This window comes from Arthrobacter arabinosi (assembly GCF_054511115.1).
On sequence record NZ_JBTNDF010000004.1, the window covers coordinates 274336 to 296906 of the forward strand.

At 69.7% G+C, this 22571-nt stretch carries 23 protein-coding genes; 11 read left to right on the plus strand and 12 right to left on the minus strand.

The window, feature by feature from the left end; genetic code table 11:
* Positions 1 to 27: 27 nt before the first annotated feature.
* On the plus strand, positions 28 to 372 hold the full coding sequence (locus ACX80P_RS12710) for an ArsR/SmtB family transcription factor (RefSeq protein ID WP_459278465.1): 345 nt from the start codon (positions 28 to 30) through the stop codon (positions 370 to 372).
* A gap of 12 nt (positions 373 to 384) precedes the next feature.
* On the plus strand, positions 385 to 885 hold the full coding sequence (locus ACX80P_RS12715; RefSeq protein ID WP_459278466.1) for an SRPBCC family protein: 501 nt from the start codon (positions 385 to 387) through the stop codon (positions 883 to 885).
* A 112-nt stretch (positions 886 to 997) separates the two neighbouring features.
* Here ACX80P_RS12715 and ACX80P_RS12720 read toward each other — a convergent pair whose 3' ends face one another.
* Both ACX80P_RS12720 and ACX80P_RS12725 read right to left on the minus strand, forming a co-directional pair.
* The gene (locus ACX80P_RS12720; protein ID WP_459278467.1) at positions 998 to 2143 is read right to left on the minus strand and encodes a fatty acid desaturase family protein; all 1146 of its coding nucleotides are present in this window, start codon (positions 2141 to 2143) and stop codon (positions 998 to 1000) included.
* Between the two features lie 20 nt (positions 2144 to 2163).
* Complete coding sequence (locus tag ACX80P_RS12725; protein ID WP_459278468.1) at positions 2164 to 3276, minus strand: ferredoxin reductase; 1113 nt, start codon at positions 3274 to 3276, stop codon at positions 2164 to 2166.
* A 97-nt stretch (positions 3277 to 3373) separates the two neighbouring features.
* Between ACX80P_RS12725 and ACX80P_RS12730 the strand changes: the two genes are divergently transcribed.
* Positions 3374 to 4582 carry a PucR family transcriptional regulator gene (locus tag ACX80P_RS12730; RefSeq protein ID WP_459278469.1) on the plus strand — a complete coding sequence of 403 codons (1209 nt, stop codon included), beginning with the start codon at positions 3374 to 3376 and terminating at the stop codon, positions 4580 to 4582.
* Here the strand turns inward: ACX80P_RS12730 and ACX80P_RS12735 are convergent.
* On the minus strand, positions 4579 to 5442 hold the full coding sequence (locus tag ACX80P_RS12735; protein ID WP_459278470.1) for a DNA-3-methyladenine glycosylase family protein: 864 nt from the start codon (positions 5440 to 5442) through the stop codon (positions 4579 to 4581). The genes ACX80P_RS12730 and ACX80P_RS12735 overlap by 4 nt on opposite strands.
* Before the next feature lie 186 nt (positions 5443 to 5628).
* On the opposite strand from ACX80P_RS12735, the gene ACX80P_RS12740 reads away from it, so the two are divergent.
* From ACX80P_RS12740 to ACX80P_RS12755, 4 genes are all read left to right on the plus strand, one after another.
* Positions 5629 to 6228 carry an SOUL family heme-binding protein gene (locus ACX80P_RS12740; RefSeq protein ID WP_459278471.1) on the plus strand — a complete coding sequence of 200 codons (600 nt, stop codon included), beginning with the start codon at positions 5629 to 5631 and terminating at the stop codon, positions 6226 to 6228.
* Between the two features lie 99 nt (positions 6229 to 6327).
* A complete protein-coding gene (locus ACX80P_RS12745) occupies positions 6328 to 6633 on the plus strand; it encodes a DUF4193 domain-containing protein (protein WP_104048589.1) in 306 nt (101 codons plus the stop codon).
* A 109-nt stretch (positions 6634 to 6742) separates the two neighbouring features.
* The gene (locus ACX80P_RS12750; RefSeq protein ID WP_459278472.1) at positions 6743 to 7384 is read left to right on the plus strand and encodes an alpha/beta hydrolase; all 642 of its coding nucleotides are present in this window, start codon (positions 6743 to 6745) and stop codon (positions 7382 to 7384) included.
* Between the two features lie 55 nt (positions 7385 to 7439).
* Positions 7440 to 8402, plus strand: a complete 963-nt coding sequence (locus ACX80P_RS12755) for an AEC family transporter (protein WP_459278473.1) — start codon at positions 7440 to 7442, stop codon at positions 8400 to 8402.
* Here the strand turns inward: ACX80P_RS12755 and ACX80P_RS12760 are convergent.
* A complete protein-coding gene (locus ACX80P_RS12760) occupies positions 8392 to 9408 on the minus strand; it encodes a GlxA family transcriptional regulator (RefSeq protein ID WP_459278474.1) in 1017 nt (338 codons plus the stop codon). The two genes, ACX80P_RS12755 and ACX80P_RS12760, sit on opposite strands and share 11 nt — an antisense overlap.
* 81 nt (positions 9409 to 9489) lie before the next feature.
* On the opposite strand from ACX80P_RS12760, the gene ACX80P_RS12765 reads away from it, so the two are divergent.
* The gene (locus tag ACX80P_RS12765) at positions 9490 to 9705 is read left to right on the plus strand and encodes a hypothetical protein (protein WP_459278475.1); all 216 of its coding nucleotides are present in this window, start codon (positions 9490 to 9492) and stop codon (positions 9703 to 9705) included.
* On the opposite strand, the gene ACX80P_RS12770 is transcribed toward ACX80P_RS12765, so the two are convergent.
* Positions 9674 to 10882 (minus strand): low temperature requirement protein A, encoded by a 1209-nt coding sequence (locus ACX80P_RS12770; protein ID WP_459278476.1) that lies wholly within the window; start codon positions 10880 to 10882, stop codon positions 9674 to 9676. The two genes, ACX80P_RS12765 and ACX80P_RS12770, sit on opposite strands and share 32 nt — an antisense overlap.
* Positions 10883 to 11022: 140 nt before the next feature.
* On the opposite strand from ACX80P_RS12770, the gene ACX80P_RS12775 reads away from it, so the two are divergent.
* Positions 11023 to 11895 (plus strand): YsnF/AvaK domain-containing protein, encoded by an 873-nt coding sequence (locus tag ACX80P_RS12775; protein ID WP_459278477.1) that lies wholly within the window; start codon positions 11023 to 11025, stop codon positions 11893 to 11895.
* A 161-nt stretch (positions 11896 to 12056) separates the two neighbouring features.
* On the opposite strand, the gene ACX80P_RS12780 is transcribed toward ACX80P_RS12775, so the two are convergent.
* The 3 genes from ACX80P_RS12780 to ACX80P_RS12790 all read right to left on the minus strand — a co-directional run bounded on the left by ACX80P_RS12780 (position 12057) and on the right by ACX80P_RS12790 (position 14036).
* Complete coding sequence (locus tag ACX80P_RS12780) at positions 12057 to 12515, minus strand: DUF4383 domain-containing protein (protein ID WP_459278478.1); 459 nt, start codon at positions 12513 to 12515, stop codon at positions 12057 to 12059.
* Positions 12516 to 12865: 350 nt separating this feature from the next.
* Positions 12866 to 13102, minus strand: coding sequence for a DUF1059 domain-containing protein (locus tag ACX80P_RS12785; RefSeq protein ID WP_459278479.1), 237 nt, complete (start codon positions 13100 to 13102; stop codon positions 12866 to 12868).
* 94 nt (positions 13103 to 13196) lie between these two features.
* Positions 13197 to 14036 carry a sigma factor gene (locus ACX80P_RS12790; RefSeq protein ID WP_459278480.1) on the minus strand — a complete coding sequence of 280 codons (840 nt, stop codon included), beginning with the start codon at positions 14034 to 14036 and terminating at the stop codon, positions 13197 to 13199.
* Positions 14037 to 14116: 80 nt separating this feature from the next.
* Between ACX80P_RS12790 and ACX80P_RS12795 the strand changes: the two genes are divergently transcribed.
* Positions 14117 to 14464, plus strand: a complete 348-nt coding sequence (locus ACX80P_RS12795) for a cytoplasmic protein (RefSeq protein WP_459278481.1) — start codon at positions 14117 to 14119, stop codon at positions 14462 to 14464.
* Positions 14465 to 14610: 146 nt separating this feature from the next.
* A complete protein-coding gene (locus ACX80P_RS12800; RefSeq protein WP_459278482.1) occupies positions 14611 to 14766 on the plus strand; it encodes a hypothetical protein in 156 nt (51 codons plus the stop codon).
* Positions 14767 to 14840: 74 nt separating this feature from the next.
* Here the strand turns inward: ACX80P_RS12800 and ACX80P_RS12805 are convergent, their stop codons facing one another.
* The 4 genes from ACX80P_RS12805 to ACX80P_RS12820 form a co-directional block, all read right to left on the minus strand.
* Positions 14841 to 18026: an RICIN domain-containing protein gene (locus ACX80P_RS12805; RefSeq protein ID WP_459278483.1), complete on the minus strand. Its 3186-nt coding sequence runs from the start codon at positions 18024 to 18026 to the stop codon at positions 14841 to 14843.
* Positions 18027 to 18067: 41 nt separating this feature from the next.
* The gene (locus ACX80P_RS12810) at positions 18068 to 20107 is read right to left on the minus strand and encodes a beta-galactosidase (protein ID WP_459278484.1); all 2040 of its coding nucleotides are present in this window, start codon (positions 20105 to 20107) and stop codon (positions 18068 to 18070) included.
* Between the two features lie 162 nt (positions 20108 to 20269).
* Complete coding sequence (locus tag ACX80P_RS12815; RefSeq protein ID WP_459278485.1) at positions 20270 to 21613, minus strand: ABC transporter substrate-binding protein; 1344 nt, start codon at positions 21611 to 21613, stop codon at positions 20270 to 20272.
* Between the two features lie 40 nt (positions 21614 to 21653).
* Positions 21654 to 22523: a carbohydrate ABC transporter permease gene (locus tag ACX80P_RS12820; RefSeq protein WP_459278530.1), complete on the minus strand. Its 870-nt coding sequence runs from the start codon at positions 22521 to 22523 to the stop codon at positions 21654 to 21656.
* Positions 22524 to 22571 lie beyond the last annotated feature (48 nt).

The following is a 22571-nucleotide window of genomic DNA, read 5'->3' on the forward strand; positions in this document are numbered from 1 at the left end:
CCTCGCGCGCGACTAACGTACAACCACATGGTTGTAGATCAGATGCACGAGGACGAGGTGAACCGGCTGTTCCAGGCACTCGCCGACGCGACGCGGAGGGACATCGTGGCGCGCGTCCTGGTTGCCGACTCTTCGGTATCCCGGCTCGCCGAGCAGTACGCCATGAGCTTCGCCGCCGTGCAGAAACACGTGGCCGTCCTCGAGCGGGCATCACTCGTCACGAAGGAGAAGCGCGGACGGGAGCAGATCGTGCGGGGAGAGGTCGACGGCGTGCAGAGGGCCCGCCGCCTGCTCGACGACTACGAGAGGATCTGGCGGCAGCGGGTCGTCCGGATCGAGGACATCCTCGCCGAAGACGAGGATCGGAACTAGGAAGGCAGCATCATGGCGGTCATCAGCGCAGACAAGGACACACAGGAGCTCAACTTCCGGCTCGTCGCCGAGTTCGACGCGGACGTGAAGCGCGTCTGGCGCATCTGGGAGGACCCCCGCCGGCTCGAGCGGTGGTGGGGTCCGCCCACGTGGCCCGCGACGTTCGACACCTACGACTTCGTGGTCGGCGGTCACGCGGAGTACTACATGACGGGGCCCGACGGCGAGAAGGCGCATGGCTGGTGGCTCATCACCGGCATCGATGCGCCCACGCGCCTCACCTTCGACGACGGCTTCGCGAACGAACAGCGTGAGCCGGTGGACGAGCTCGGCCGGACCCACGCCGTCGTCACGCTCGAGGACCTCGGCGGACGGACCCGCATGACCCTGGTCACCGGGTTCGAGTCGCTCGACCAGCTGAACCAGATGGTGGAGATGGGCATGGAGGAGGGCCTGAAGGGTGCCGTCGGGCAGGTGGACGCCCTCCTCGCGGAGGAGGGCGCCGCGGTCTGACCCCGCCCGCCGTCGCCCCCTCGGGCCTACCCTGTCGAGAGAGCAGAAACGACCGCCGAAAGCGTGTTTCGGCGGTCGTTTCTGGCCTCCCGGCGGAGGAGCGCGGAGGAACTCAGGCGGTGGCGGCCTTCGGCTTCCGGTTGGGCAGGGCGAGCTTGAAGATCTTCGCCCAGGTGGAGCCGACCTGCTTGGGCAGCGGACCCGTGGTGTACGGGAGGCCGTAGCGGGTGCAGATCTCGCGGACCTTCACGGCCACCTCGGCGTACCGGTTGGACGGCAGGTCCGGGAAGCAGTGGTGCTCGATCTGGTGGGACAGGTTGCCCGTCATGAAGTGCATGAGCTTCGAGCCGGAGATGTTCGCCGAGCCGATCATCTGCCGGACGTACCAGTCGCCGCGGGTCTCGCCGTCCACCTCCTCCTCCGTGAACGTGTCCGTGCCCTCGGGGAAGTGGCCGCAGAAGATGACGGCGTGCGCCCAGAAGTTGCGGATGGCGTTGGCGGCGAGCGTCCCGTAGAGGGCCTGCTTGCCGGAGCCGGTGAGCATGGCGACGGCGGGGGTGGCCGCGTAGTCCTTGGAGAACTGCTTGACGACCTTGACGCCCACGGCCTTGAGGTCGCGGTTCATGTCCGCCTTGGACTTCAGTCCCTCCTTGTACTCCGGGATCTCGAGGTCGTACAGGGCGATGCCCCACTCGAAGACGGGCGCCAGGATGGCGTTGTACAGCGGGTTGCCCAGGTTGAAGGGCTTCCAGGGCTGGTCGGGGTCCATGCGGAGCAGGTTGTATCCGACGTCCCTGTCCTTGCCGATCACGTTGGTCCAGCGGTGGTGCAGGTCGTTGTGGGTGTGCTGCCAGGAGCGGGCGGGGGTGACGAAGTCCCACTCCCAGGTGGTGGAGTGGATGTCGGGATCGCGCATCCAGTCCCACTGGCCGTGCAGCACGTTGTGCCCGATCTCCATGTTCTCCATGATCTTGGCGAGGCTCAGCATGGCTGTGCCGGCGAACCAGGCCGGCTTGTACTTGCTGAACAGGAGGGTGCCGCGGCCGGCGAACTCGAGGGACCGCTGGAGCTTGATGACGCGGCGGATGTACGCGGCGTCACTGGCGCCCCGCTTGGCGAGGATGTCGTCGCGGACGGCGTCGAGTTCGCGGCCGAGCTCCTCGACCTGCGCATCCGTCAGGTGCTTGGCGGCATCGGGGCGTACCAGGGGGTGGCCGGTTGCCGCGAGGGCGCCCGGGCGGGTCACTGTGGTGGTCATGATGACTCCTCCGTTGGGGATTACAGGTCGAGGTTCACGGGCCCGGCGGCTGCCGAGACGCAGGTCTGGATGAGCTGGCCGGGGGTGTTGTGCAGCTCCCCGGAGCGGAGATCGCGCACGGCGCCTGCGCGGAGCGGGACGAGGCAGCTGTGGCAGATGCCCATCCGGCAGCCGCTCGGCATCAGGACGCCGGCGTCCTCGCCGATGTCCAGCAGCGGGGTGTCGCCGTCGGCCTCCACCTCGCGATCGGACTGCTCGAAGGTGACGAGACCGCCGTCGTGCCCGGCGCCGGCGGTGAGGTCGGTGCTGAACCGCTCGATCGTCAGCGTGCCGGTCCGCACGCCCTGCGCGTCGGCTCCGGTGGTGACGTCCGGGACGGTGCGTGACTGCTCCAGGGCCGCCTCCCGCTGCCAGAGGTCCTCGGCGTCGTCCAGGAACCCCTCGGGGCCGCAGGCGTAGGCGGCGCGGGCACGCCAGTCCGGGCAGAGATCGGCGATGGTCTGGGCGGTGAACTGCAGGCGGCCGCGGGCACTGGTGAACCAGTGGCGGACCGTGAGGTTGGGGAACTGGTCCGCCAGTTCGTCCAGCTCCTCGCGGAACACGCTCGTCTCCGGGGTGCTGTTGGAGTTGATGAGCACCACGTTGGCATCCGGTCGGCGCGGGACGAGCGTGCGGATCATCGACATGACCGGCGTGATGCCGCTGCCCGCCGTGAGCATGAGCAGGGACCGCGGGTGCTCGGGGAGCACGAAGTCACCCTGGGGTGGTGCGAGGAACAGCACGTCACCCGGCTTGGTGTCGCGCACCAGGACGTGGGACACCGCTCCGGCGTCCTTGACGGTGATGGCCGGATCGTGGCCGGCGGCGGTGCTCAGGGAGTAGGAACGCCACTGCCGGACCCCGTCGAGTTCGACGCCGATGCGTGCCCACTGGCCGGCCTGGTGCGCGTGCCAGCCATGCCCGGGGCGGAAGTAGATGGTGGCGGAGTCCTCGGTCTCGTGCACCACCCGCGTCACGACGCCGCGGAGCTGGCGCGAGGAGTACACCGGGTTGAAGAGCGCGAGGAAGTCTTCAGCCGTCAGTGGGGTGGTCAGCGCGGCCGTGACGCGCGCCAACTTCTTGAACCGGATCATCCCACAACAATATAGCCTCGGCCGCTAATGACACGCACCCATGACGTAGGGTTGACAGAGCAGAATTATCTTGACGAAACAGATGGGAGCAGTTCCCGTGAGTTCTGACACGCTGGAAATCGCTCCTCCGGAGCCGCCGTGGCTCGCCCTCCCGCCGGAGGTCAGCGACCGGTTGAGGCCCCTCACGGCCGGCCTCGTGGACGCCATCATCGAGGCCGTCCCGCAACTGGTCCCGGCGTATGCCCGCCCCATGGAGGGGAACTTCGGCCGGGGCCTGCGCCGGGGCGTGGCCGCCGCGCTCGAGCGGTTCCTCGAACTGCCGGGCACCGCGATGCCGGCGCTGTCCGACCAGAGTCGCGAGCTCGTGGCGGGCCTGGGCCGCGGGGAGTTCCGGCAGGGACGCAGCATGGACGCACTGCTCGGCGCCTACCGGATGGGCGCACGCGTCACGTTCCGCGAGATGTCACGCCGCTCCATGGAGGAGGGCCTCGGTCCCGCCGTCGTCGTGGACCTCGGCGAATCGATCATGGCCTACATCGACGAGCTGTCCGCCGTGAGCGCCGAGGCCTATGCCTTCGAGCAGTCCGAGCGGGCCGGCGCCGTCGACCGCCGCCGCGCCGAACTGCTGGAGCTACTGCTGCTCGGGCAGGCGGACGAGACCGCGCTCCGGCAGGCGGCGTCCCTCGCGGACTGGGCGGTCCCCGCACAGGTGGCGGTGGTGACACTGCCGCTCGAGCGTGCCCGGGGGATCCGGCAGCACCTCGGGGCGGGGGCGATCGTCATCGAACGCGAGACCGACGCCGTCGCCCTGGTGCCCGACCGCGGGCCGTGGCAGCGCGCCGAACTCGACCGCGTGCTCACCGGCCGGAGCGCGACCATCGGGCCCGCGGGCGGCCTCGACCACGTGGCGCAGTCCCTCCGGCTGGCGGTCCTGGCGGCCTCCATGCTGCCACCGCGTGAGGGGGAGGACGAGCCGCCCGTCTGGGCGGACGAGCACATGACCGAGGTGGTCCTCGCGGCCGAGCCGTCCGCCGTCGGGGAACTGTCCCGCCGGAGGCTCGCCCCGCTCGCCGGGTTGCCTGACGTCCAGCGCGTCAAGCTCGAGGAGACCCTCCTGGCCTGGCTGCGACACTGGGGCCAGCGCGCTCCGATCGCCGAGGAGCTCGGCATCCACGGGCAGACGGTCGGCTACCGCGTCCAGCAGCTGCGCGAATTGTTCGGCGACGACCTGAAGGACCCGAAGGTGCGCTTCGAGCTGGAGATCGCGCTGCGGAGCGATCGGAAGATCCCCGTCCAGTCCGCCTAGGCTCCGCCGTAGGTGGCCGCCGTCCAGAGCTGGAAGAGGGCGTAGGAGCGGTAGGGGCGCCAGGCCTCCGCCAGCCGTTCGGCGTCCCGGATACTCGGATTGCCCATGGCGCGCCGCGCCACGAGGTCGCCCGGCGTGAACGCGTCGGGGTCCCGCAGGACGCGCACCGCGAGGTAGTCGGCGGACCACGGGCCGATCCCGGGGATGGCGAGCAGCTGGCGGCGCAGCGTTGCGTGATCGGCGTCCGGATCCAGCGTCAGGCCGTCGACGACGGCGCGCGCCACGTTCTGCACCGTCGACGCCCTCGAGCGCGTCACGCCGACGGCGGCGCGCAGCTCCTCGTGCGGCGCGTCCGCGAGGGACTGCGGTGTGGGGAACACGGTCAGGCCCGACGCCGACCGCGCGCCGTACGCTGCGGCGAGCCGACCGCCGAACGTGCCGCCCGCGGCGACGGACACCTGCTGCCCGAGGACCGTCATGATGGCGGCCTCGAAGGAGTCCGGGTACCCCACCGCACGCAGTCCGGGCCGCAGCCGGACCAGGGGCCCGAGGAGCGGATCGCCGTCGAACGCGCGGGCGACGACGGCGACGTCCGTGTCGAGGTCCAGCCAGGAGCGCGTCACGCGCACGAGGTGCGCGAACTCGGTGGCGTCGTCCGTGTCCGCGGTGAGCTCGACGTCGTCGGGACGGACGGTGACCGTGACCCGGCGCGGACCGCCCGGCGTCGGCAGCAGGCGGGTGTGCGAGCGCCCGCTCCGATCGGTGACCTCGCAGCCGGGGATGGCGTGGTTCGCGAGGATCGCGGCCATCGGACCCGCTTCGAGGACGCCGTTCGGGGAGAGGACCTCGGTGCGGCTCACGGGCGGGTGGCGTCCTCGGGGCCGCCTTCCAGGCGCCCCGCGGCGCCCGTCCGGGCCGAGGCGGGCGCCGTCCTGCCGCTGCGGGGGAATGCGGATGCCATGGGTGCTCCTCGAGAGATCGGGACGGGGGCCGGGGTCCCACCCTACGACGGCCGACGGTCAGGATCAGGGCGTACCATCCCCGGCATGACCGAACAGCAGCCCTATACCCTGATCGACACCTATCCGGGGTTCGAACTGCGGTCCTACCCGGCGCACGTCGTGGCCCAGGTGGATGTCGAGACCGCGTTCGACGACGCCGGCAACGCGGCCTTCCGGACGCTCGCCTCGTACATCTTCGGCGCCAACACCTCCCGCCGGAAACTCGCCATGACGGCCCCTGTCACGCAGCAGGCCTCCGGCGGGCCAGGGGAGGGGACGTCGGAGCAGTTGGCGATGACGGCGCCCGTGACCCAGCAGCGCGCGTCGACCGGCCACACCGTGGCTTTCGTGCTCCCCGCCGACGTCTCGCTCGCCACCGCGCCGGTCCCCGAGGACGCCCGGGTCCGGGTGGTGGAGAAGCCCGCAGCCACCACCGCCGTCGTGTCCTTCTCCGGCCGGGGCGGCCATACATCCTTCCAGCGGCATGTTGAGGGACTGCTGGCCGCGATGGAGAAGGCGGGCTTCACATCGCGGGGTGAACCCCGGTACGCGCGCTTCAATCCGCCTATCACGCCCGGGCTCTTCCGTCACAACGAAGTGCAGATCGACGTGGCGGGGACGCGTGGAGAAAACTCCCATCCGTAGCCGGTATATTGCACCCGGTATCTGGAATACTTCCGCCTCTGCCGAAGTTGAGAATGGCATCTGGGCGTCATCCCCGCCCCTAGAAGGAGATTTACTGCAATGGCAACCGACTACGACGAGCCACGCGTTCGCCCGGAAGACCAGCCGGCCAACGAGTCGCTGGAGGCAATTCAGGCTCAGCGCAGCGCGACCACGCAGACCGCGCTGATCGATGTCGAGGACGGCGAGACCGCCGAAGGCATCGACCTTCCGGGCGCCGACCTCTCGCACGAGGAACTCCTGATCCAGGTCATCCCCCAGCAGGAGGACGAGTTCACCTGCATGTCCTGTTTCCTGGTGCACCACCGCAGCCAGCTTGCGCGCGAGAAGAACGGCGACAAGTACTGCACCGAGTGCGAGGGCTGATAGTTCCTCCGAACGCTCGTGAAGCCCCTGGCCCGACGGCCGGGGGCTTTCTTCGTCAACCGGCGGTGTGACGGGTCGGCTCGCCGGGCCGCCACAGTACGGTAAGGGCATGAAGTCTTCCCATGTCATCGTCCTGCCCGGAGGCGGCTACACCATGCTGTCCGACAACGAGGGCGAGGTCGTCGCCGAGCGGCTGCGTTCCCTGGGCCTGTCCGCCGAGGTCTTCGGCTATCCCGTCCAGGCACGGCACCCCGGACCGCTCGACGCCGTCCGGACGGAGATCCGCCGGGTCCGCGCCGCAGGCGTCGAGCACGTGGCGCTGCTCGGCTTCTCCGCCGGCGGGCATCTCGCCGGGCACGCCGCGCTCACGGGCACCGGGCACGACGACGAGCGCGTGGATGCCGCCGTGCTCGGCTACCCCGTGGTGTCCATGGAACTCGCGACGCACCGCGGCTCGCAGGACGAACTGCTCGGCCCCGATGCCGGAGGAGCGCTCCGCGCCGCCACCTCGCTGGACCGCCTGGTCACCGGGGACGCGCCGCCGTTCTTCATCTGGCACACCGCCGCGGACGAGGACGTCCCTGTGGAACACGCCTACCGGCTCGGCCAGGCGCTCGCGGCCCACGCCGTACCGCACACCCTCCACGTCTTCGAGGAGGGTGAGCACGGCCTGGGCCTCGCGGAGGGACAGGGCGCGGCCGGGCAATGGAGCCGGCTCGCCGCCGAATGGCTCCGGGCGCGGGGCTGGTGACAACCCCGGCCCTGCCTGCCCCGCGGTCCGGAGCCCACCGAGAGCATCAGCGGAGGTGCCCGGTGCCCACCCTGCCGCCGCGCCCGGGCCGGTGATCGCCCAGACCCTCGTGGCGCTCGGCCCCGTGATCGGCCTGATCGCCCTCGGGTACGGCATCCGGGCGCGCAGCTTCCTCGCCCCCGCCTTCTGGGCACCCGCCGAACGGCTCTGCTATTTCGTCCTGCTGCCCGCGCTGTTCATCAACGGCACCGCGACAGCGGACCTCGGCGGCCTGCCGATCGCCCTCATGGCCCCGATCCTGGCAGGATCGGTGCTGCTCACGGCGCTCGGACTCGTTCTCGCCCAGCGTCGCCTCGACCTCCACGGCCCCGCCTTCACCTCCGTGCTGCAGGGCAGCATCCGGTTCAACAACTACCTCGGGCTCTCCATCGCCCTCGCCCTGTTCGGGGCCGACGGCGTGGCGCTCGCCGCGGTCGCCAACACCATCCTCGTGCCGCTCGTGAACGTCCTCTGCACGCTCGCCTTCGCGCGCTACGGTGCCGAACGGCTGACCCTCGGCCGGACCGTCCGCAGCATCGCCACCAACCCGCTGATCCTGGGCTGCCTCATCGGGATCCTGCTCAACGTCACCGGCGTCGGCCTGCCGCCCGGTATCGAGGACTTCGTGCGGACCCTCGGGTCGGCGTCGCTGCCGCTCGGGCTGCTCTGCGTCGGCGCGGCACTCGAGCTCCGCAGCATGGGCAGGAACTTCGGCGCCGTGGCGCTCTCCACCGTGGTCAAGTTCGCGGTGATGCCCGGCCTCGGGGTCGCGGGCTGCCTGCTCCTCGGGCTCCGGGGCGAGCCGGCGGCCACGGTGATCCTCTTCCTGTCCCTGCCGACGGCGTCCTCGGCCTATGTGATGGCCCGGGCCCTCGGCGGCGACGCACGGCTCATGGCCTCGACGATCACCCTGCAGACCGTGGCCGGCGTGGCCTACCTGCCGGTGGTGTTCCTCGTCATCCGGGGCGTCACCGGCTGAGCGCGTGCCCGCCGAACTGCTCCTCGAGCTCGTGCAGGTCGAGGTCGCAGCCCTTGTCCGATCCCCGGAAGGTACGGCGGTAGGCGGCAGGGCTGACGCCGATCGCCTTGTGGAAGTGGTGGCGCAGCACCGCCTGGCCGAAGCCCGCCGCGCGGGCGACGGCGTCGATGGTGAGCCGCGTCTCCTCGAGCAGCGACTGGGCGCGCAGCAGGCGCTGCCCCGTGAGCCAGGCGGCCGGCGTCGTGCCGGTCTCCGCGCGGAACCGCCGGGCGAAGGTCCGTTCGCTCATGTGCAGGCGCTGCGCGAGGGTCGCCACGGAGATGTCCTGGTCCAGGTGGTCGCCGAGCCACACGAGCAGTTCCTCCATGGACGCGCCGCACTCGGTGGGGATGGGCCGCTCGATGAACTGGGCCTGGCCGCCGTCGCGGTGCGGCGGCACCACCATGCCGCGGGCGATCGCCGTCGCCGCCTTCGGCCCGAACTCCTGCCGGATGAGGTGCAGGCTCGCGTCGATCCCCGAGGCCGTGCCGGCGCTCGTGAGGATGGTGCCGTCCTCCACGTAGAGCACGTTCTCGTCCACGTGGGTACCCGGGTAGGCGTCGGCGAGACGTCGCGTGTACCGCCAGTGCGTCGTCGCGGAGCGGCCCTCCAGGAGCCCGGCCTCGGCGAGGGCGAAGGCCCCCGAGCACACCGAGAAGATGCGAGCCCCCCTCCGGTCCGCGGACCGGAGGGCGTCCAGGACGGTGCCGGGCACCACGGTGGCGGACGAGAAGGGGGCCATGATGACGAGATCGGCGTCGTCCACGCCGGTGAGGTCGCCGTCGACCTGCAGGGACACGCCCGACGACGTCCGGACCATCCCGGGGACGGCGGTGCAGACGCGGAGGTCGAAGGCGGGAAGGCCGACACCGAGCGCCGAGCGGTCCACCCCGAACACCTCGCAGACGACACCGAACTCGAAGATGGAGAGGTCCGGCAGGACGATCACGGCGATCCTGGTGAGCATGGCTCGAGTATGGCAGTTTTTGAGCGTTATGGGTCGTTTCTGCCACTCTTTTCCGCCGCCTGACAGGTTCAGGATCAGGGCATGACTCTTCTCATGATCCTCCTGGTCCTACTGGCTCTCACCGGGTTGCTGGTGCGCCACCTCGCCCGCGTCATCGATGCGGACGCGCCGACGGTGACGCCGTCGTCGCACGCTGACTGGAGCGCGGGCGTGCTGCCCAGTTCCGCCTACGCCCTGCGGCACGACACCCAGGCGTCCTTCGGGTTCAGTGCCCGGGGGTGGCGTCCTGGCCCCTGATCGACGCCCTCACGCCGGAGTCCAGAACGCTCTCCACCGCCACGAGCAGGGCGGCCATCCCGGCTGCCAGGGCGAGGGCCGCCAGCGGTGCGAGCGGGGCCGCCACCGGGACGAGCAGGAGCAGGGCGGCGGCGGTGGCGAGCCGCAGCCGTTTCCAGGACCCGGCCATGCGGCGCCAGAAGGCCGAGCTGCCGAGGAGGAACAGGGCGGCCCCTCCGAAGAGCGCGAAGGAGCCGAGCAGGCCGAAGTCCTCCGTATCGAAGACGTGTGCCAGGACGTCCTCCACCCCGAACGCGGCGAGGATGATGCCGGCCACAAGGGGCAGGTGCAGATAGGAGTAGGCCTCGACGGCGGCAGAGGTGCGGTCGAGGCCGCGCAACGCCGCGAAGCGGTGTTCCGCGGCGATCGCCGTGACGTCGAAGTGCAGCCACCACAGGCAGACGGACAGGGCGATCCCGCACACCGCGCCGAGGAGGATCGGGATGCTCACCGGTTCACGCGAGGCGCCGACACCGATGGCTACTATCGATTCACCGAGCGCGAGGATGACCACCAGCCCGTGGCGTTCCGTCCAGTGCGCCGCCGAGGGCAGTCTCCAATCTCCGCCTGAGGTGAGGTAGGTCAAGCTGATGTCGACGATGAGCCCCGCCAGCCAGAACCAGGTCTGCGCCGTCCCGCCGATCATCGCGCCCACCAGGATGAGGGCGCACCCCGAGAACATCGCCCCGGACAGCTTGATGACCTGTCGCTGCAGAGGTCTGTCCGCCATGGCCGCATACAGGTAGAGCACCAGGTGCATCAGGCGTACGACGAAATATGCCAGCGCGAGGACGAGCGGGCCGCTGAGACCACCCTCGAGATCGTGGAAGGCCTCAGGGATGGCAAGAGCCGCGATGAACATGGCGATCATGACGGCGGACAGGCCGAGACGCATGATGCCCTCGTCCACGTGCGTCTGGTTGCCGAGCCAGGAGTAGGCCACCCAGGACCACCAGAGCAGTCCCAGGATGATCATGCCCTGCAGTACCCCGGGGAACGAGTGCTCGTGTGCCATGAAGCCGGTGACCTGCGTGAATGCGAACACGAAGACCAGGTCGAAGAAGAGCTCGAACGTGGTGACGCGGTGCGATTCGTCGGAGACGCGCGCCGCCCGGAGGGGTCTCCGCTGGAGGTGCATGCGCCACAGTTTAGGACGGCAGGGACCGATGGCCGAGGGGCCGGACGATTATGAAGGAGACACCTGAGTAGTAAGCATGCTTGCTATCGCTTCGGGTGGGATCTACGGTGAAGGGAAGCAACCTCCTCGAAAGGGCCATCATGATCACGCTTGAACAGATGAAGGATTCCATGAACGCCGGCGCCAACGTGCTGAGCGAAGACGGGGCCGTCCTCGGTCCCATGGGCCAGCTCTACGTCGACGACGCGACGGGCGAGCCCAGCTGGGTCACCGTCGCCACCCACACGGCGGGCAACCCCGAATCCTTCGCGCCCCTGCGCGATGCCACCCTCGACGGCCAGGACGTGCGGCTCCCCTACCCGCACACGAAGGTCTACGATTCCCCCAAGATGTCCCAGGACGGCCACCTCAGCCCCGAGGAGGAGCAGCACCTGCTCCGCTACTACGGCCTGCTCGCAGCGACGGACGAGGCCGGCGTCGCCACCGCGCAGTCCGGTGACCGGTCGACACACGCAGACGCCTTCGCCGGCCGGACGGACCGCGAGGTCGGCCGGACCGACCGCGGGGCCGGTTTCGTGGGCGGCGCTGCCGACGACGACGAGGTGACGATGACGCGCTCCGAGGAGCAGCTCCGCGTCGGCACCGAACTGCGGGAGACGGAGCGCGTGCGCCTCGTCAAGCGCGTCGTCACCGAGGACGTCACGATGACCGTGCAGATCCGGCGCGAGGAGCTCGTCGTCGAGCGCGTGCCGGTCCAGGACGGCGCGCCGCTGTACGACGACGGCGCCGGCACGTTCAGCAAGGCCGAGCGCGAGCGCCTGTACTCGGCCGTGGAGACCGCCTTCAGCGGCGACGTCGTCGAGATGGTCCTCTACGAGGAGAAGCCCCGCGTCGAGGTGGACGTGGTGCCGATCGAGCGCGTCCGCATCAGCCGCGAGGCCCGTACGCACGACGAGGTCGTCACCGGCCAGGTGCGCAAGGAAGTCATCGAGACGGAGCGTATCGAGCTGTAAGGCCTGCAGCCCTCCCGCAGCGCCCGGGATGACCGCCGAATCGAGCATTCGGCGGTCATCTCTGTCCTCTCGGCCGGACGTCCGGATCACGGGAAAGGCCCCGGACTCGGGGTCCGGGGCCTTTCGGTGGTGCTGTCCTGCCCGGTGTGCGGGCGGAAGGGTCAGGCGCGAGCGTTCTTGCGGGTGGTGTTGCGCGTGAGCAGCAGCGCCAGGGCGACCATGCCGACGCCCAGGAGGAAGTGCAGCCAGTTGTCGGCGCCGTTGAGCGGGACGAAGTTGGCAGCGGACTCCTGGCCGATGACCAGGCCGTAGACCCACAGGACGAGGTAGATGATGCCGCCGTACAGCAGGTAGGAGCGGGCGCCGCCGATGGTGCGCGCCATGGCGATCCCGGCTGCACCGAAGAGCAGGTGGACGATGTTGTGAAGGACCGACACCTGGAACAGGCCGAGGAGCTTCGCCTCCGACTCGTGTCCGGCGAACATCATGGTGTCGTAGTCCGACGTGATGCCGGGGATGAAGCCGAGGATTCCGACGAGCAGGAAGACCGCGCCGACGGCGAGGGCTGCTTTCTGGACGTTGGTGCGTTCGCCCGAGCGGGGCGTGTTTGCGGTGGTCATGAGGTTTCTCCCAGTTAGGTGTGCGGTGCGTCGGCCTCGCCGCTGGTCAGCAGCTGCCGAGAGGTGTCAGTGGTGCAGAACGTCCGATGGGACGGTGAGACCTGCCGGGACGACGGGGCTGCTTCTTCTGGCGAAGCATCGCCCGCTCATCGGCCCGACTGCGTAAGCCTAACGCGCATGTGGGGCTGGTGGGGCGCGTGTTGCGCGAGAAACCTCGAAAGTTCGTGCAGGAGGAGTCTCGGGGCAGGGCGGCAGGCCGCCGACGGGCCCGAAGCGCGGAACGACGCCTTCCGGCATCATCCCGGCTCCGGACCCGGGCAGGCAGATCTCCTGCGGTCACGACCCCGGTCTCAGCCCTCGGGGAGTGCTGCGAAGGCCTTCTTGGTGTCGTTGTACCAGCCCAGACCCTTGACCGGGTTCTTCCAGCGGCCCTTCATGGCGTCGCGGGCCGCCTGGTGCTCGGTGTCGCCGGTCGTGGTGGTGTCCTTCAGGTGCTGGTCCTGGGCCTTGATGACGTCGTCCGCGGAATCGCCGCGGAGCTCCAGGTCGCAGGGTCCGCCGAGCTGCCGGCAGGTCATCGTCTTCATGGGACTTTCCTCTCGCTGGGTGCGGTGTGCGAGACCGGCGTCTGCCGTCCTCGTAGTGATGACGAGTGGGGTGCCGGATATGTGACCGGCGTGCTCATCTCCGCTCGGCGGCGTTCCGCCGGACGAGGGAGCTCAGGACCTTTGGGCGGGCGCGGAACGTGATCGCGTGGACGACGCCGTCGGCGACCGTGAAGTCGAAGGCCACGCGCGCTTCGCCGCGGTGGAACCACGCCGCGCCGGGCCGTCCGTCGAGGAAGACCGGGAAGGCGGTCGTGGCGGCGCCGTCGAACATGGCCGCCACCGTCTCGCGGCCCTCCAGCCGCGTCGGGGTGCCGGCGGCGATCGCCTCGGCGTCGGCGCTGACGACGACGTCGGGGGCGAGCAGGTGCACCAGTCGCGCGAAGCTACCGCCACGTGACGCCGCGAGGAATGCGTCCACCACCTCCCAGTCGGCCGGTGTCCCGTCCGGGGTGAGGGAGGAGACGCGTGATCGGGCCCTCGACGCGAGCTTGCGTGCGGCCTCGGGTGAGACCGTGAGGACGGTCGCGATGGTGCGGAAGTCCACGCCGAAGGTGTCGTGCAGGATGAACGCCACCCGTTCGGACGGTGACAGACGGTGCAGGACCACCTGGAGGGCGACGCCTACGCTGGTCGCCTGGATCAGTTCGTCGGCCGGGTCGGGGGCCGCATCACCTCCGCGGTCCGGCACGGAGTCGGTCGGCTCCGGCACCCTGGACCGCAGCCGGTCGAGGCACAGGCGCGTCGTCACGACGGTCAGCCAGGCCGGCACGTTCTCGATCACGGCGTCGGTGCCGTGGAGGCGCAGCCACGCCTGCTGCACCATGTCCTCGCCCTCGGCGCGATCATCGAGGACACCGGCCGCGACGCGCACGAGGCGGGGGCGCTCGGCCTCGAACTGTTCCGTCAGATCCATGGCCACACCCTAGACGGTGATGCGCCGGAGGGGGCGGGAGGACTCTGGCCGCCCGTGACCGGCGGGCGTACAGTCCGGCCATGGCACACGATCCCGTCCGGACGAATCCCGGCAACTACCAGGTGGTCTTCGAGAACGACCGCGTCCGCGTCCTCGAGTACACGGACGAGCCCGGCCACATCAGCACCGAGCACCACCACCCCGACAGCGTCATGATCACCGCCAGTTCGTTCCGGCGGCGGCTGCACGCCCGCGGGACGAGCATGGACGTGGAACTCCCCGAGGGGGCTGTCCGCTGGCTGCCTGCCCAGGACCACCACGGCGAGAACACGGGGACGACGCCCACGCACGCCTTCTTCGTCGAGCTGAAGGAACCGGACCCGGACCCCGCCCCGGGGGGCCCGCACCTGGGGCCGGCGGCACCCTGAGTCAACCCGGGCCCGATAGATACCAAGCAGGCTGATGATTCGCGTAGGCTGACAGGACGACGTCGAAGAACTCGCCGCGGCGGTCCCATCCCGCACCCTCGCACGGCGTCGCACGGCCAGCAGGATCCCATCGGAAGGACCTCACCATGAGCACGCAGAACCAGCAGCCCCAGCACGACGAGTCGGCCGACAAGGAGCTGTCCGAATCCCTCGAGGGTCACGAAGCGCTGTCCCAGGACGACGACGAGGCCTCGCCCCTCGAGGAGATCGAGGACAGCCCGGTCCGCACCAAGAACAGCTGACCTCTGCGTCAGGCCGCAGGACGAACGGGGCGCCCGCTGCTGCGGGCGCCCCGTTCGTGTGTCATGCACGAGTGCTACCTGGTGAGGTTCACCCGGTAGGTGTTCGTCGCCGAACCGTCCTCACTCGTCACGGTGATGATCGCGGTCCGGTTGCTGTCGGCCGGTTGCGTCACAGACACCGTGGCATAGGGGTCGGTGGGCACCGCGGAGACGAGCGGCGTCCTGCCCGTGATCGGCATCGAGTAGCTCGTCACAGCCGGGTCGAAACCGGTCACGGGGATGCCCCCGACACTGATCCCGGCGAGCGCAGCATCCGAGGACGTCGAGGGGACGAACCCGAGTACCTCGATCTCGCTGACCACCATGTGCGTCTGCGAGCGGGCCGTCATCACCACGCGGATGCTCGACGCCGTCACACCGTCGAGCGGCAGGGTCACCGCCGGGGCGGGAGAGCCACCCGGGACGCTGACCAGACCACCGGCGTTGGTCCACGTGCCGTTCGCGCCCTGGACCTGCAGCTGCAGGGTCTGCGCGTAGCTGTCAGACGATCCGTCGCGGAAGAAGTGCACGACGACGCCGCCGAGGGTCTGAGCCTCGGGCAGCTTCACGGTCAGGGTGTCGGCTGCGTTCTTGGTGCCGGAGCGCCAGTTGGACCACGCCTTGTCCCGGGTGTCGCCGTTGAACAGGCCGGCCGTCCCGTAGCCGGGCTCGGTGTAGGTGGCGCTCGCGGTGGTGCCGCCGTCGTCGGCCACGTTGTCCAGCGTGCCCGCGGTGACCTGGATGCGGACGGTCGCCGGGAGCGTGCCACCGTTGCCGTCATCGGCCGTGCCGGTCAGCTCGTAGAAGCCGGGAGCGGGATAGCTGACCGGGGTGTTCCAGGTGACCGGACGCTCGGCCGTGCCGCCCTGGCTGCCGACGGCAGTCACGGTGGCGGGCAGCTCGGGCAGCCCGTTGACCACGGCCTTGGCGCGGGCAGGTTGTGTGGAGACGAGGGTGTCCACGGTGACCGTGAGTTCTACGGGGAACTGCGTGCCGGTGAGGTCGGTCGCGGTGCCCTTGACATTGACGGTGCCGGGCTTCTTCCAGCGGTTGTCGTTCGGGATCCTCCACTCGACAGGGATGGTTCCGCGTGCGCCGTCGCGGTAGACCGGTGTCACGGTCTTCGGCAACACGGGTGCGGTCCCGGGGACGGTGAATGCGGTGGCATCCTGCACGGAGAGCACGGTCTCGTCGATCAGCGTCCAGCGCTGGTTGGCGCCGGAGTTGGCGACATAGAGGGTCACGGGAGCTCCCTCGGAGGTCTTCCCGCCGCCAACCTCGAGCAGCAGGCCGGTCTCGGCGTTGACGAAGGTGTACGTTCCGTCACCCGTGGTCGACGCGATCCACTCCGCGCGCGGGTTCCCGTCCGCGGGGGCGACGACGGCGGCGCCGCCCTCGTCCGCGAGCTGCGAGGCGCCGTCCAGCGTGGTGATGGAGTAGCGCTCGCGGTTGGTGTCGTCCTCGTCCAGGCTCGTGAAGCGGAAGAGCTGGTCGGCGTCGGCGGGGTCCGTTGCGCCGATGACGGCGGTGCCGCCGGTGCGCTCGATCGACTTGCCGCTCTGCACGCCCTGCAGCCGGTACACGTGGTCGTCCTGGATGGCGGCAGCGTCGTCGGCGATGCCGGAGACGCCCTCCACCACGAAGGTGGTGACGGACTCGGCCGGTGCAGTGACGGCGGCGGAGCCGCCCTCGATCGTGACGGCCTCACCCTCGACGAGGGCCCCGTTGACGTCGCTGACGACGGGCGTGACCGTCGCACCCTCGGCGACGGAACCGAACTTCGAGAAGTCGAGGACCACAGGCTCGGCGTCGGTGGACTCGTTGATGTGGACGACGGCGGCGCCTGTGTCGGTGATCGCGGCGGTGGTGTCGGCGTCGTTCACGGAGACAAGGCGGTCGCCGGGCTGGATGTAGTGCGTGTAGTTCCGCACCGTGTTGAACTTCGTGTTCGTGTAGATGGGGCAGCTCTCGAGGGTGTCCGCGTCGGTGCAGTCGAACGGCATCTGGATGCTGCCCCAGTTGGCGCCGGCGGCGGACTCGCCGCCGGGCTTCATGTTGTCGTAGTCCTCCACGGGCTGCCAGAACACCCAGGCGCTGGGCTCGAGCTCGCGGAGGTCGTCGGTGATGCGCTTGGCCATGCCGAGGCCCGGCTCCATGCTGGTGAAGCTCTGGCCGTTGCCCCACGAGCCCTCGACCTCGCTCATCCACAGGGGCTTGTCCTCGCCCTTGGCGATGTCCCGGACCGTCGTGCGCTGGCCGGTGCCGTAGGTGTGGACGTTGAGCTGGTCCACGAGGGAGCGGACCTCCGCGGGGTAGCTGTTCCAGTTGGTGGCGAACGTGCCCGGGTTCGTCTCGTCCATCGCGGAGATCGTCGCGTCGGTGTCGGCGGCGTCGAGCTTCGGCGCGAGGTTCTTCAGGACCTCCTGCTGGAGCTGCGGGCCGATGTGCGCGCCCTCCTGGCGTCCGCCGACCGGCTGTCCGCCGCCATCCAGACGCGTGCTCCAGTAGTTGGTGTTCGGTTCGTTGAACGGGTCGAGCGTGTCCACCGTGATGCCGTGGGCGTCCTCGAGCTCCTCGACCACGCGGACCAGGTACGCGTTGAAGTCGTCGATGCTCTCGGTCTTCAGCTGGTCCTTGGTCGCGTCGAATCCGCCGGAGACGTAGCCGCTGACGGTCTGGAACCACGGCGGTGAGTTGCTGAACGCCTCCCAGTGGGTGATGTCCTGCTTGATGCGGTCGATCCACCAGCGCTGCGTGGCATCCGCCTCGAGGTTCCAGTCGGCGGGATCCTCCGGGTCGAACCAGTCGGTGTCCGCGCGTGTGGTGCCCTCGGGGGCGTTCCACCAGCCCTCGACGGCACCGCCCGGGCGCAGGTAGTCCTTCACGTCGGGGGCGTTGCCGCCGCCGATGTTGTAGCGGGCGATGTTGAGGTTGAGGCCCTCGGGGCCGAACACCAGCTCGGCAAGGCGGTTCCGGATCTCGTCGGGGTAATCGCCGGTGGCGTTGGCGAACCAGACCAGGCTCGTGCCCCACCCCTCGAACGCGCCGCCCTGGTAGGAGGGGTCGGGGGTGAGGGTCAGGGCGCCCTCCGGGACGGCTGGCGGTGCGGGCGGGGCCGGGGGCGCGGCCTGCGCTGCACCCCCGATCAGTGAGGCGGCTGCCAGGACGGCGGCCACCCCCGTGGCTGCGGCCTGAGTGGCGCGCCTGGATCGATTCGTCATTGAACGTGTTCCTTCCAGCAAGGGTGGATACTGCGGTGGTCCTAGGTGGTGCGTGAGACCTTTCTCGTGAGGACGGCGACGGAGCGGGGAGCCAGCTTGGACTCCTCGCCCGCGAGCGTCTCGCCGTGGACGCCGGTGATGTCCACGGGCGCGTCGGTGCGGTTGATGAGGAAGACGTAGTCGGCCTCGTCGCCGGTGCGGACGACCTGCTCGACGGCGCCGCGGAGCTCGGCGGGCAGCTCACTGGTGATCCCGGCGCGGGCCGCGAGATCCGCGAGGACCGGCGCTATGCCCTCGGTGCCCAGGCGCGCGCCCACGTAGGCGGCGCTGCCGGAGCCCACGGCGCGGCGGGTCACGGCGGCGTCGCCGGAGTGCTCGCCGGTGGTGTAGCGGGTGAGGACCTCGACGCCGTCGGCGCGGGCCTGCACGCGGTCGGCCCAGAGCGATGCCGTGGTGCCGTTGTCCAGGTGCACGCTCTCGCCGTCGAGCAGGGGTCCGAACTCGTCGATGCGGATGCCGAGGAGCCCGGCGAGTGCGCCGGGGTAGCCCCCGAGCCAGATGTGGTCGTTCTCATCGGTGATGCCACTGAAGTAGCTCGCCACGAGGTGTCCGCCGCCTGCCACGTACTCCTCGAGGCGCGCCTTCAATGCCGCGGGGACGACGTGGAGGATCGGCGCGACGACGAGCCCGTACCCGGTCAGGTCCGTGGCGGAGGGCACGACGTCGGCGCGGATGCCGAGGGCGAGGAACGCCGAGTACCAGTCGAGGGCCTCCTGCTTGTAGCGGAGCCGGTCGGAGGGGTGGGAGTCCTGTTCGGACGCCCACCAGGAGTCCCAGTCGAAGAGGATCGCGGCCGGTGCAGCGCTGCGCCGGGATCCGACGACGGCGGAGAGCCCGTCGAGCTCGCGGCCGAGGTCGACGACGTCGCGGAAGATGGGGCTGTCCTCGCCGGCGTGGGGGACCATCGCGGAGTGGAACTTCTCGGCGCCGGCCCTGGACTGGCGCCACTGGAAGTAGCAGACGGCGTCCGCGCCGTGGGCCACATGCGTGAGGGAGTCGCGGCGCAGGGCACCGGACTTCTTCGGGGTGTTGACGGGCTGCCAGTTCACGGCGCTGGTGGAGTGCTCCATGAGGAACCAGGGCCTGCCGCCGGCGATGTTGCCGGTGAGGTTCGCGGAGAACGAGAGCTCGTCGACGGCCTGCGGGCCGGGCACGAAGTAGTGGTCGTTCGCGACGAAGTCCACCTCGGCGGCCCAGTCGGCGTAGTCCATGCCCTTGGTCTCGCCCATCACCATGAAGTTCGTGGTGACGGGGATCTCCGGGGTGATGCGGTTCAGGATGTCGCGTTCCTCCCGCAGGTACTGCTTCAGGGCGTCGGAGGAGAAGCGCTTGAAGTCCAGCTGCTGCGTGGGGTTCGGGTGCGAGGCGGCCTGGCGCGGCGGCAGGATCTGCTCGAAGCGCGTGTACCGCTGGGACCAGAAGTCGGTGCCCCAGGCGTCGTTGAGGGCGTCGATGCTCCTGTAGCGGTCGGTGAGCCAGAGGCGGAAGGCGCGGGCGGCGTCGTCGGAGTAGTCGTAGATGTTGTGGCAGCCGAGCTCGTTGGAGATGTGCCAGGCGCAGACGGCCGGGTGGTCCTTGTAGCGTTCGGCCATCGCGGTCACGAGCCTCAGTGCGTGTTCGCGGAAGACGGGGCTGGTGGGGCGCCAGTGCTGGCGGGCGCCGGGCCAGAGGGTGCCGCCGTCGGCCGTGACGGGCAGGATCTCGGGGTGCTCGGTGGCGAGCCAGGGCGGCGGGGAGGCGGTGGCGGTGGCGAGGTCGACGGCGATGCCGTTGGCGTGGAGGAGGTCGATGACCTCGTCGAGCCACGCGAAGTCCCAGGTGTCGCGCTCGGGCTGCAGGCGGGCCCAGGAGAAGATCGCCAGCGACGCCACGTTGACGCCGGCCTCACGCATGAGCCGGACGTCCTCGTCCCACGTCCCGCGCGGCCACTGCTCCGGGTTGTAGTCGGCACCGAAGGCCATGCGCTTGCGGTCCGGCTCGGACGGCCAGCGCAGCCAGCGGTGGGTGGTGGGTGTTGACACGGTACAGCTCCTTGGATGTTGCCTGAGGCTCTTGTGACGAGCGCGTGATGCTCCGCCGTCGTCGATCCCCTGAGAGGCGGGGCGACGACGGCGGGGTGCGCGGGAGGTGGAACGGGCCGGGCGGGTGCGCGCGAGCTCCCGCCCGACCCGGGCTCGGTGCAGCTACTCGGAGACCGTGAAGCCCTGATCCGAGCCGTACTTGACGGTCGCGTCCTGCCAGGCCTTCAGGCCATCGGTGAGCGGGACGTCGGAGACGTAGGACTGGCCCACGGTGTCGTTGAAGATGCTGTTCGTATAGACCTGGAAGGGCAGGTAGGACCAACCCTCCACGACGTTCTCCGCCGACTCGGCGAACAGCTCGTTGGCCTTCTGTCCGCCGAAGTACTCGAACTCGCGGTTCAGGAATTCCTCGGAGGCGAGGTCCTCCGTCGTGGACGGGAACGCACCGCCGTCGATGCGCGTCTGCACGCCGTCACCCACGCTTGCGTAGTCGAGGAAGGCGTATGCGAGGGCCGCGTCCTCCGTGGCGGACGGAATGGCGAGCGAGCTGCCGCCGTTCTCGGCGCTGGCGTTGGCGCCCTCCTCCCACTGGGGGAGCGGGGCCACGCGCCACTTGCCGGCGCCCGCCTGCACGCCGGACTCGAAGTTGCCGGGCATCCACGCGCCCGTGTTCAGGGTGGCGATGGTGCCGTCGCCGAGGCCCTGGTACCACTCGTCGGTCCAGGAGTTGATCGGCGCTACGAGGTCATCGTCCAGCAGTTCCTGCCACGTCTCGGCGAACTGGGTGGAGCCCTCGTCGGAGAAGTTCACGGTGACGTCGGTACCGTCCACCTGGTAGGGCTTGCCCCCGGCCTGCCAGATGAGGCTGGTGGTCAGCCCGGCGTCACCGGTGTCGTTGGTGATGTAGACCTTCGGATCGGCCTCGTGGATCGTCCTGGCTGCCTCGATGTATTCCTCCCAGGTGGCCGGGACTTCCACGCCGAACTTCTCGAACACCTCGGCGTTGTAGTACATGACCATGGGCCCGGCGTCCATCGGCAAGCCATAGATGCCCTCGCCCTGCTGCACGGCATTCCACGGGCCGGGGCTGAACGTGCCCTCGAGGTCGGCGGCGCCGAGTCCACTGATGTCCGTCAGCGATTCGGCGATGGCGAACTGGGGAAGGGCGAAGTACTCGATCTGGGCGACATCGGGAACGCCGTCGCCCGCTGCAATCGCGTTCTGCAGTGCCGTGTACTGGTCATTGCCGGTTCCGGCGTTGACCACCTCCACCTCCACGTTGGGGTGCAGCTCCTCGAACTCCGCGGCGACGTCCTGGACGGTGAGGTCCCAGGCCCACACCGTGAGCTCGCCGCCCTCTTCCAGGGCCGCGGCGACGTCGTCGGTGTTCCCGGCGTCAGCACTGCCGCCGGTGTCGTTGCCACCGCCGCACGCGGTGAGGGCAAGAGCTGCGGCGAAGGCCAGAGCGGAACCTCGCAACACTGCGGGGGAGATATTCCTGTTCATCGGTTTCCTTATCACTTCGTGGTTGACGGGAAGGGGCTGGTCATTCCTTGACGGCGCCGGCGCTGAGGCCGGACTGCCAGTACCGCTGGAGGAGGAGGAACGCTGCGATCAGCGGGATGATGGTCAGCAGCGCTCCGGTGATCACGAGGTTGTAGATGGCGTCTCCGCCCACGGTGGACGCCTGGTTGTTCCAGGCATTGAGGCCGAGGGTCAGCGGGTACCAGTCGGGGTTCTTCAGCATGATCAGCGGCAGGAAATAGTTGTTCCAGGTGGCCACCATGGTGAACAGCAGTACCGTGACGATTCCGGGGCCCAGCAGCGGCAGGCAGATCTGGAAGAACGTGCGGAACTCACCGGCGCCGTCCATGCGGGCTGATTCGAGCAGCTCGGTGGGGATGGCCTCGGAGGCGAACGTCCACATGAGGTACAGGCCGAACGGGGAGATCAGCGACGGGATGATCACGGCCCACGGGGTGTTCGTGAGGCCCATCTGGCTGAACATCAGGAAGGTGGGGACCGCCAGGGCGGTGCCCGGAACCGCCACCGCACCGATGACGACGGCGAACACCGCCTTCCTGCCCGGGAAGTCGAACTTCGCGAGGGCGTAGCCGCCGAGGACGGCGAGGAACGTGGCCCCGCCCGCACCCACCACGACGTAGAGCACGGTGTTGAGGAACCAGCGGCCGAAGATCCCGCCGTCGTAGGTGACGGTGTCGCCGATGTTCGAGAACAGGGCGAAGTCGCCGCTGAACCAGAGGCCGAACGAGGAGAAGAGATCGGCCTGTGTCTTGGAGGAGTTGATGAGCAGCCAGACCAGGGGGATGAGGCTGTAGACCAGGATGATGCCCGTGAGGACGGTCAGCAGGACGCTGCGCTTCGGGTTGTCGACGCCGCGGCGCGTGCTCTTCATGCGCACGTAGGCGGGTCTCTGCTTCTGGGTGCGGGCGGGTTCGACGGC

Coding starts and splice junctions, on each gene's coding strand:
- ACX80P_RS12815 (WP_459278485.1), bottom strand. CDS start 21,613: ATGAACAGGAATATCTCCCCCGCAGTGTTGCGAGGTTCCGCTCTGGCC.
- ACX80P_RS12790 (WP_459278480.1), bottom strand. CDS start 14,036: ATGGATCTGACGGAACAGTTCGAGGCCGAGCGCCCCCGCCTCGTGCGC.
- ACX80P_RS12765 (WP_459278475.1), top strand. CDS start 9,490: ATGACTCTTCTCATGATCCTCCTGGTCCTACTGGCTCTCACCGGGTTG.
- ACX80P_RS12770 (WP_459278476.1), bottom strand. CDS start 10,882: ATGCACCTCCAGCGGAGACCCCTCCGGGCGGCGCGCGTCTCCGACGAA.
- ACX80P_RS12740 (WP_459278471.1), top strand. CDS start 5,629: ATGACCGAACAGCAGCCCTATACCCTGATCGACACCTATCCGGGGTTC.
- ACX80P_RS12780 (WP_459278478.1), bottom strand. CDS start 12,515: ATGACCACCGCAAACACGCCCCGCTCGGGCGAACGCACCAACGTCCAG.
- ACX80P_RS12775 (WP_459278477.1), top strand. CDS start 11,023: ATGATCACGCTTGAACAGATGAAGGATTCCATGAACGCCGGCGCCAAC.
- ACX80P_RS12820 (WP_459278530.1), bottom strand. CDS start 22,523: ATGAAGAGCACGCGCCGCGGCGTCGACAACCCGAAGCGCAGCGTCCTG.
- ACX80P_RS12785 (WP_459278479.1), bottom strand. CDS start 13,102: ATGAAGACGATGACCTGCCGGCAGCTCGGCGGACCCTGCGACCTGGAG.
- ACX80P_RS12800 (WP_459278482.1), top strand. CDS start 14,611: ATGAGCACGCAGAACCAGCAGCCCCAGCACGACGAGTCGGCCGACAAG.
- ACX80P_RS12805 (WP_459278483.1), bottom strand. CDS start 18,026: ATGACGAATCGATCCAGGCGCGCCACTCAGGCCGCAGCCACGGGGGTG.
- ACX80P_RS12725 (WP_459278468.1), bottom strand. CDS start 3,276: ATGATCCGGTTCAAGAAGTTGGCGCGCGTCACGGCCGCGCTGACCACC.
- ACX80P_RS12760 (WP_459278474.1), bottom strand. CDS start 9,408: ATGCTCACCAGGATCGCCGTGATCGTCCTGCCGGACCTCTCCATCTTC.
- ACX80P_RS12795 (WP_459278481.1), top strand. CDS start 14,117: ATGGCACACGATCCCGTCCGGACGAATCCCGGCAACTACCAGGTGGTC.
- ACX80P_RS12720 (WP_459278467.1), bottom strand. CDS start 2,143: ATGACCACCACAGTGACCCGCCCGGGCGCCCTCGCGGCAACCGGCCAC.
- ACX80P_RS12710 (WP_459278465.1), top strand. CDS start 28: ATGGTTGTAGATCAGATGCACGAGGACGAGGTGAACCGGCTGTTCCAG.
- ACX80P_RS12750 (WP_459278472.1), top strand. CDS start 6,743: ATGAAGTCTTCCCATGTCATCGTCCTGCCCGGAGGCGGCTACACCATG.
- ACX80P_RS12715 (WP_459278466.1), top strand. CDS start 385: ATGGCGGTCATCAGCGCAGACAAGGACACACAGGAGCTCAACTTCCGG.
- ACX80P_RS12745 (WP_104048589.1), top strand. CDS start 6,328: ATGGCAACCGACTACGACGAGCCACGCGTTCGCCCGGAAGACCAGCCG.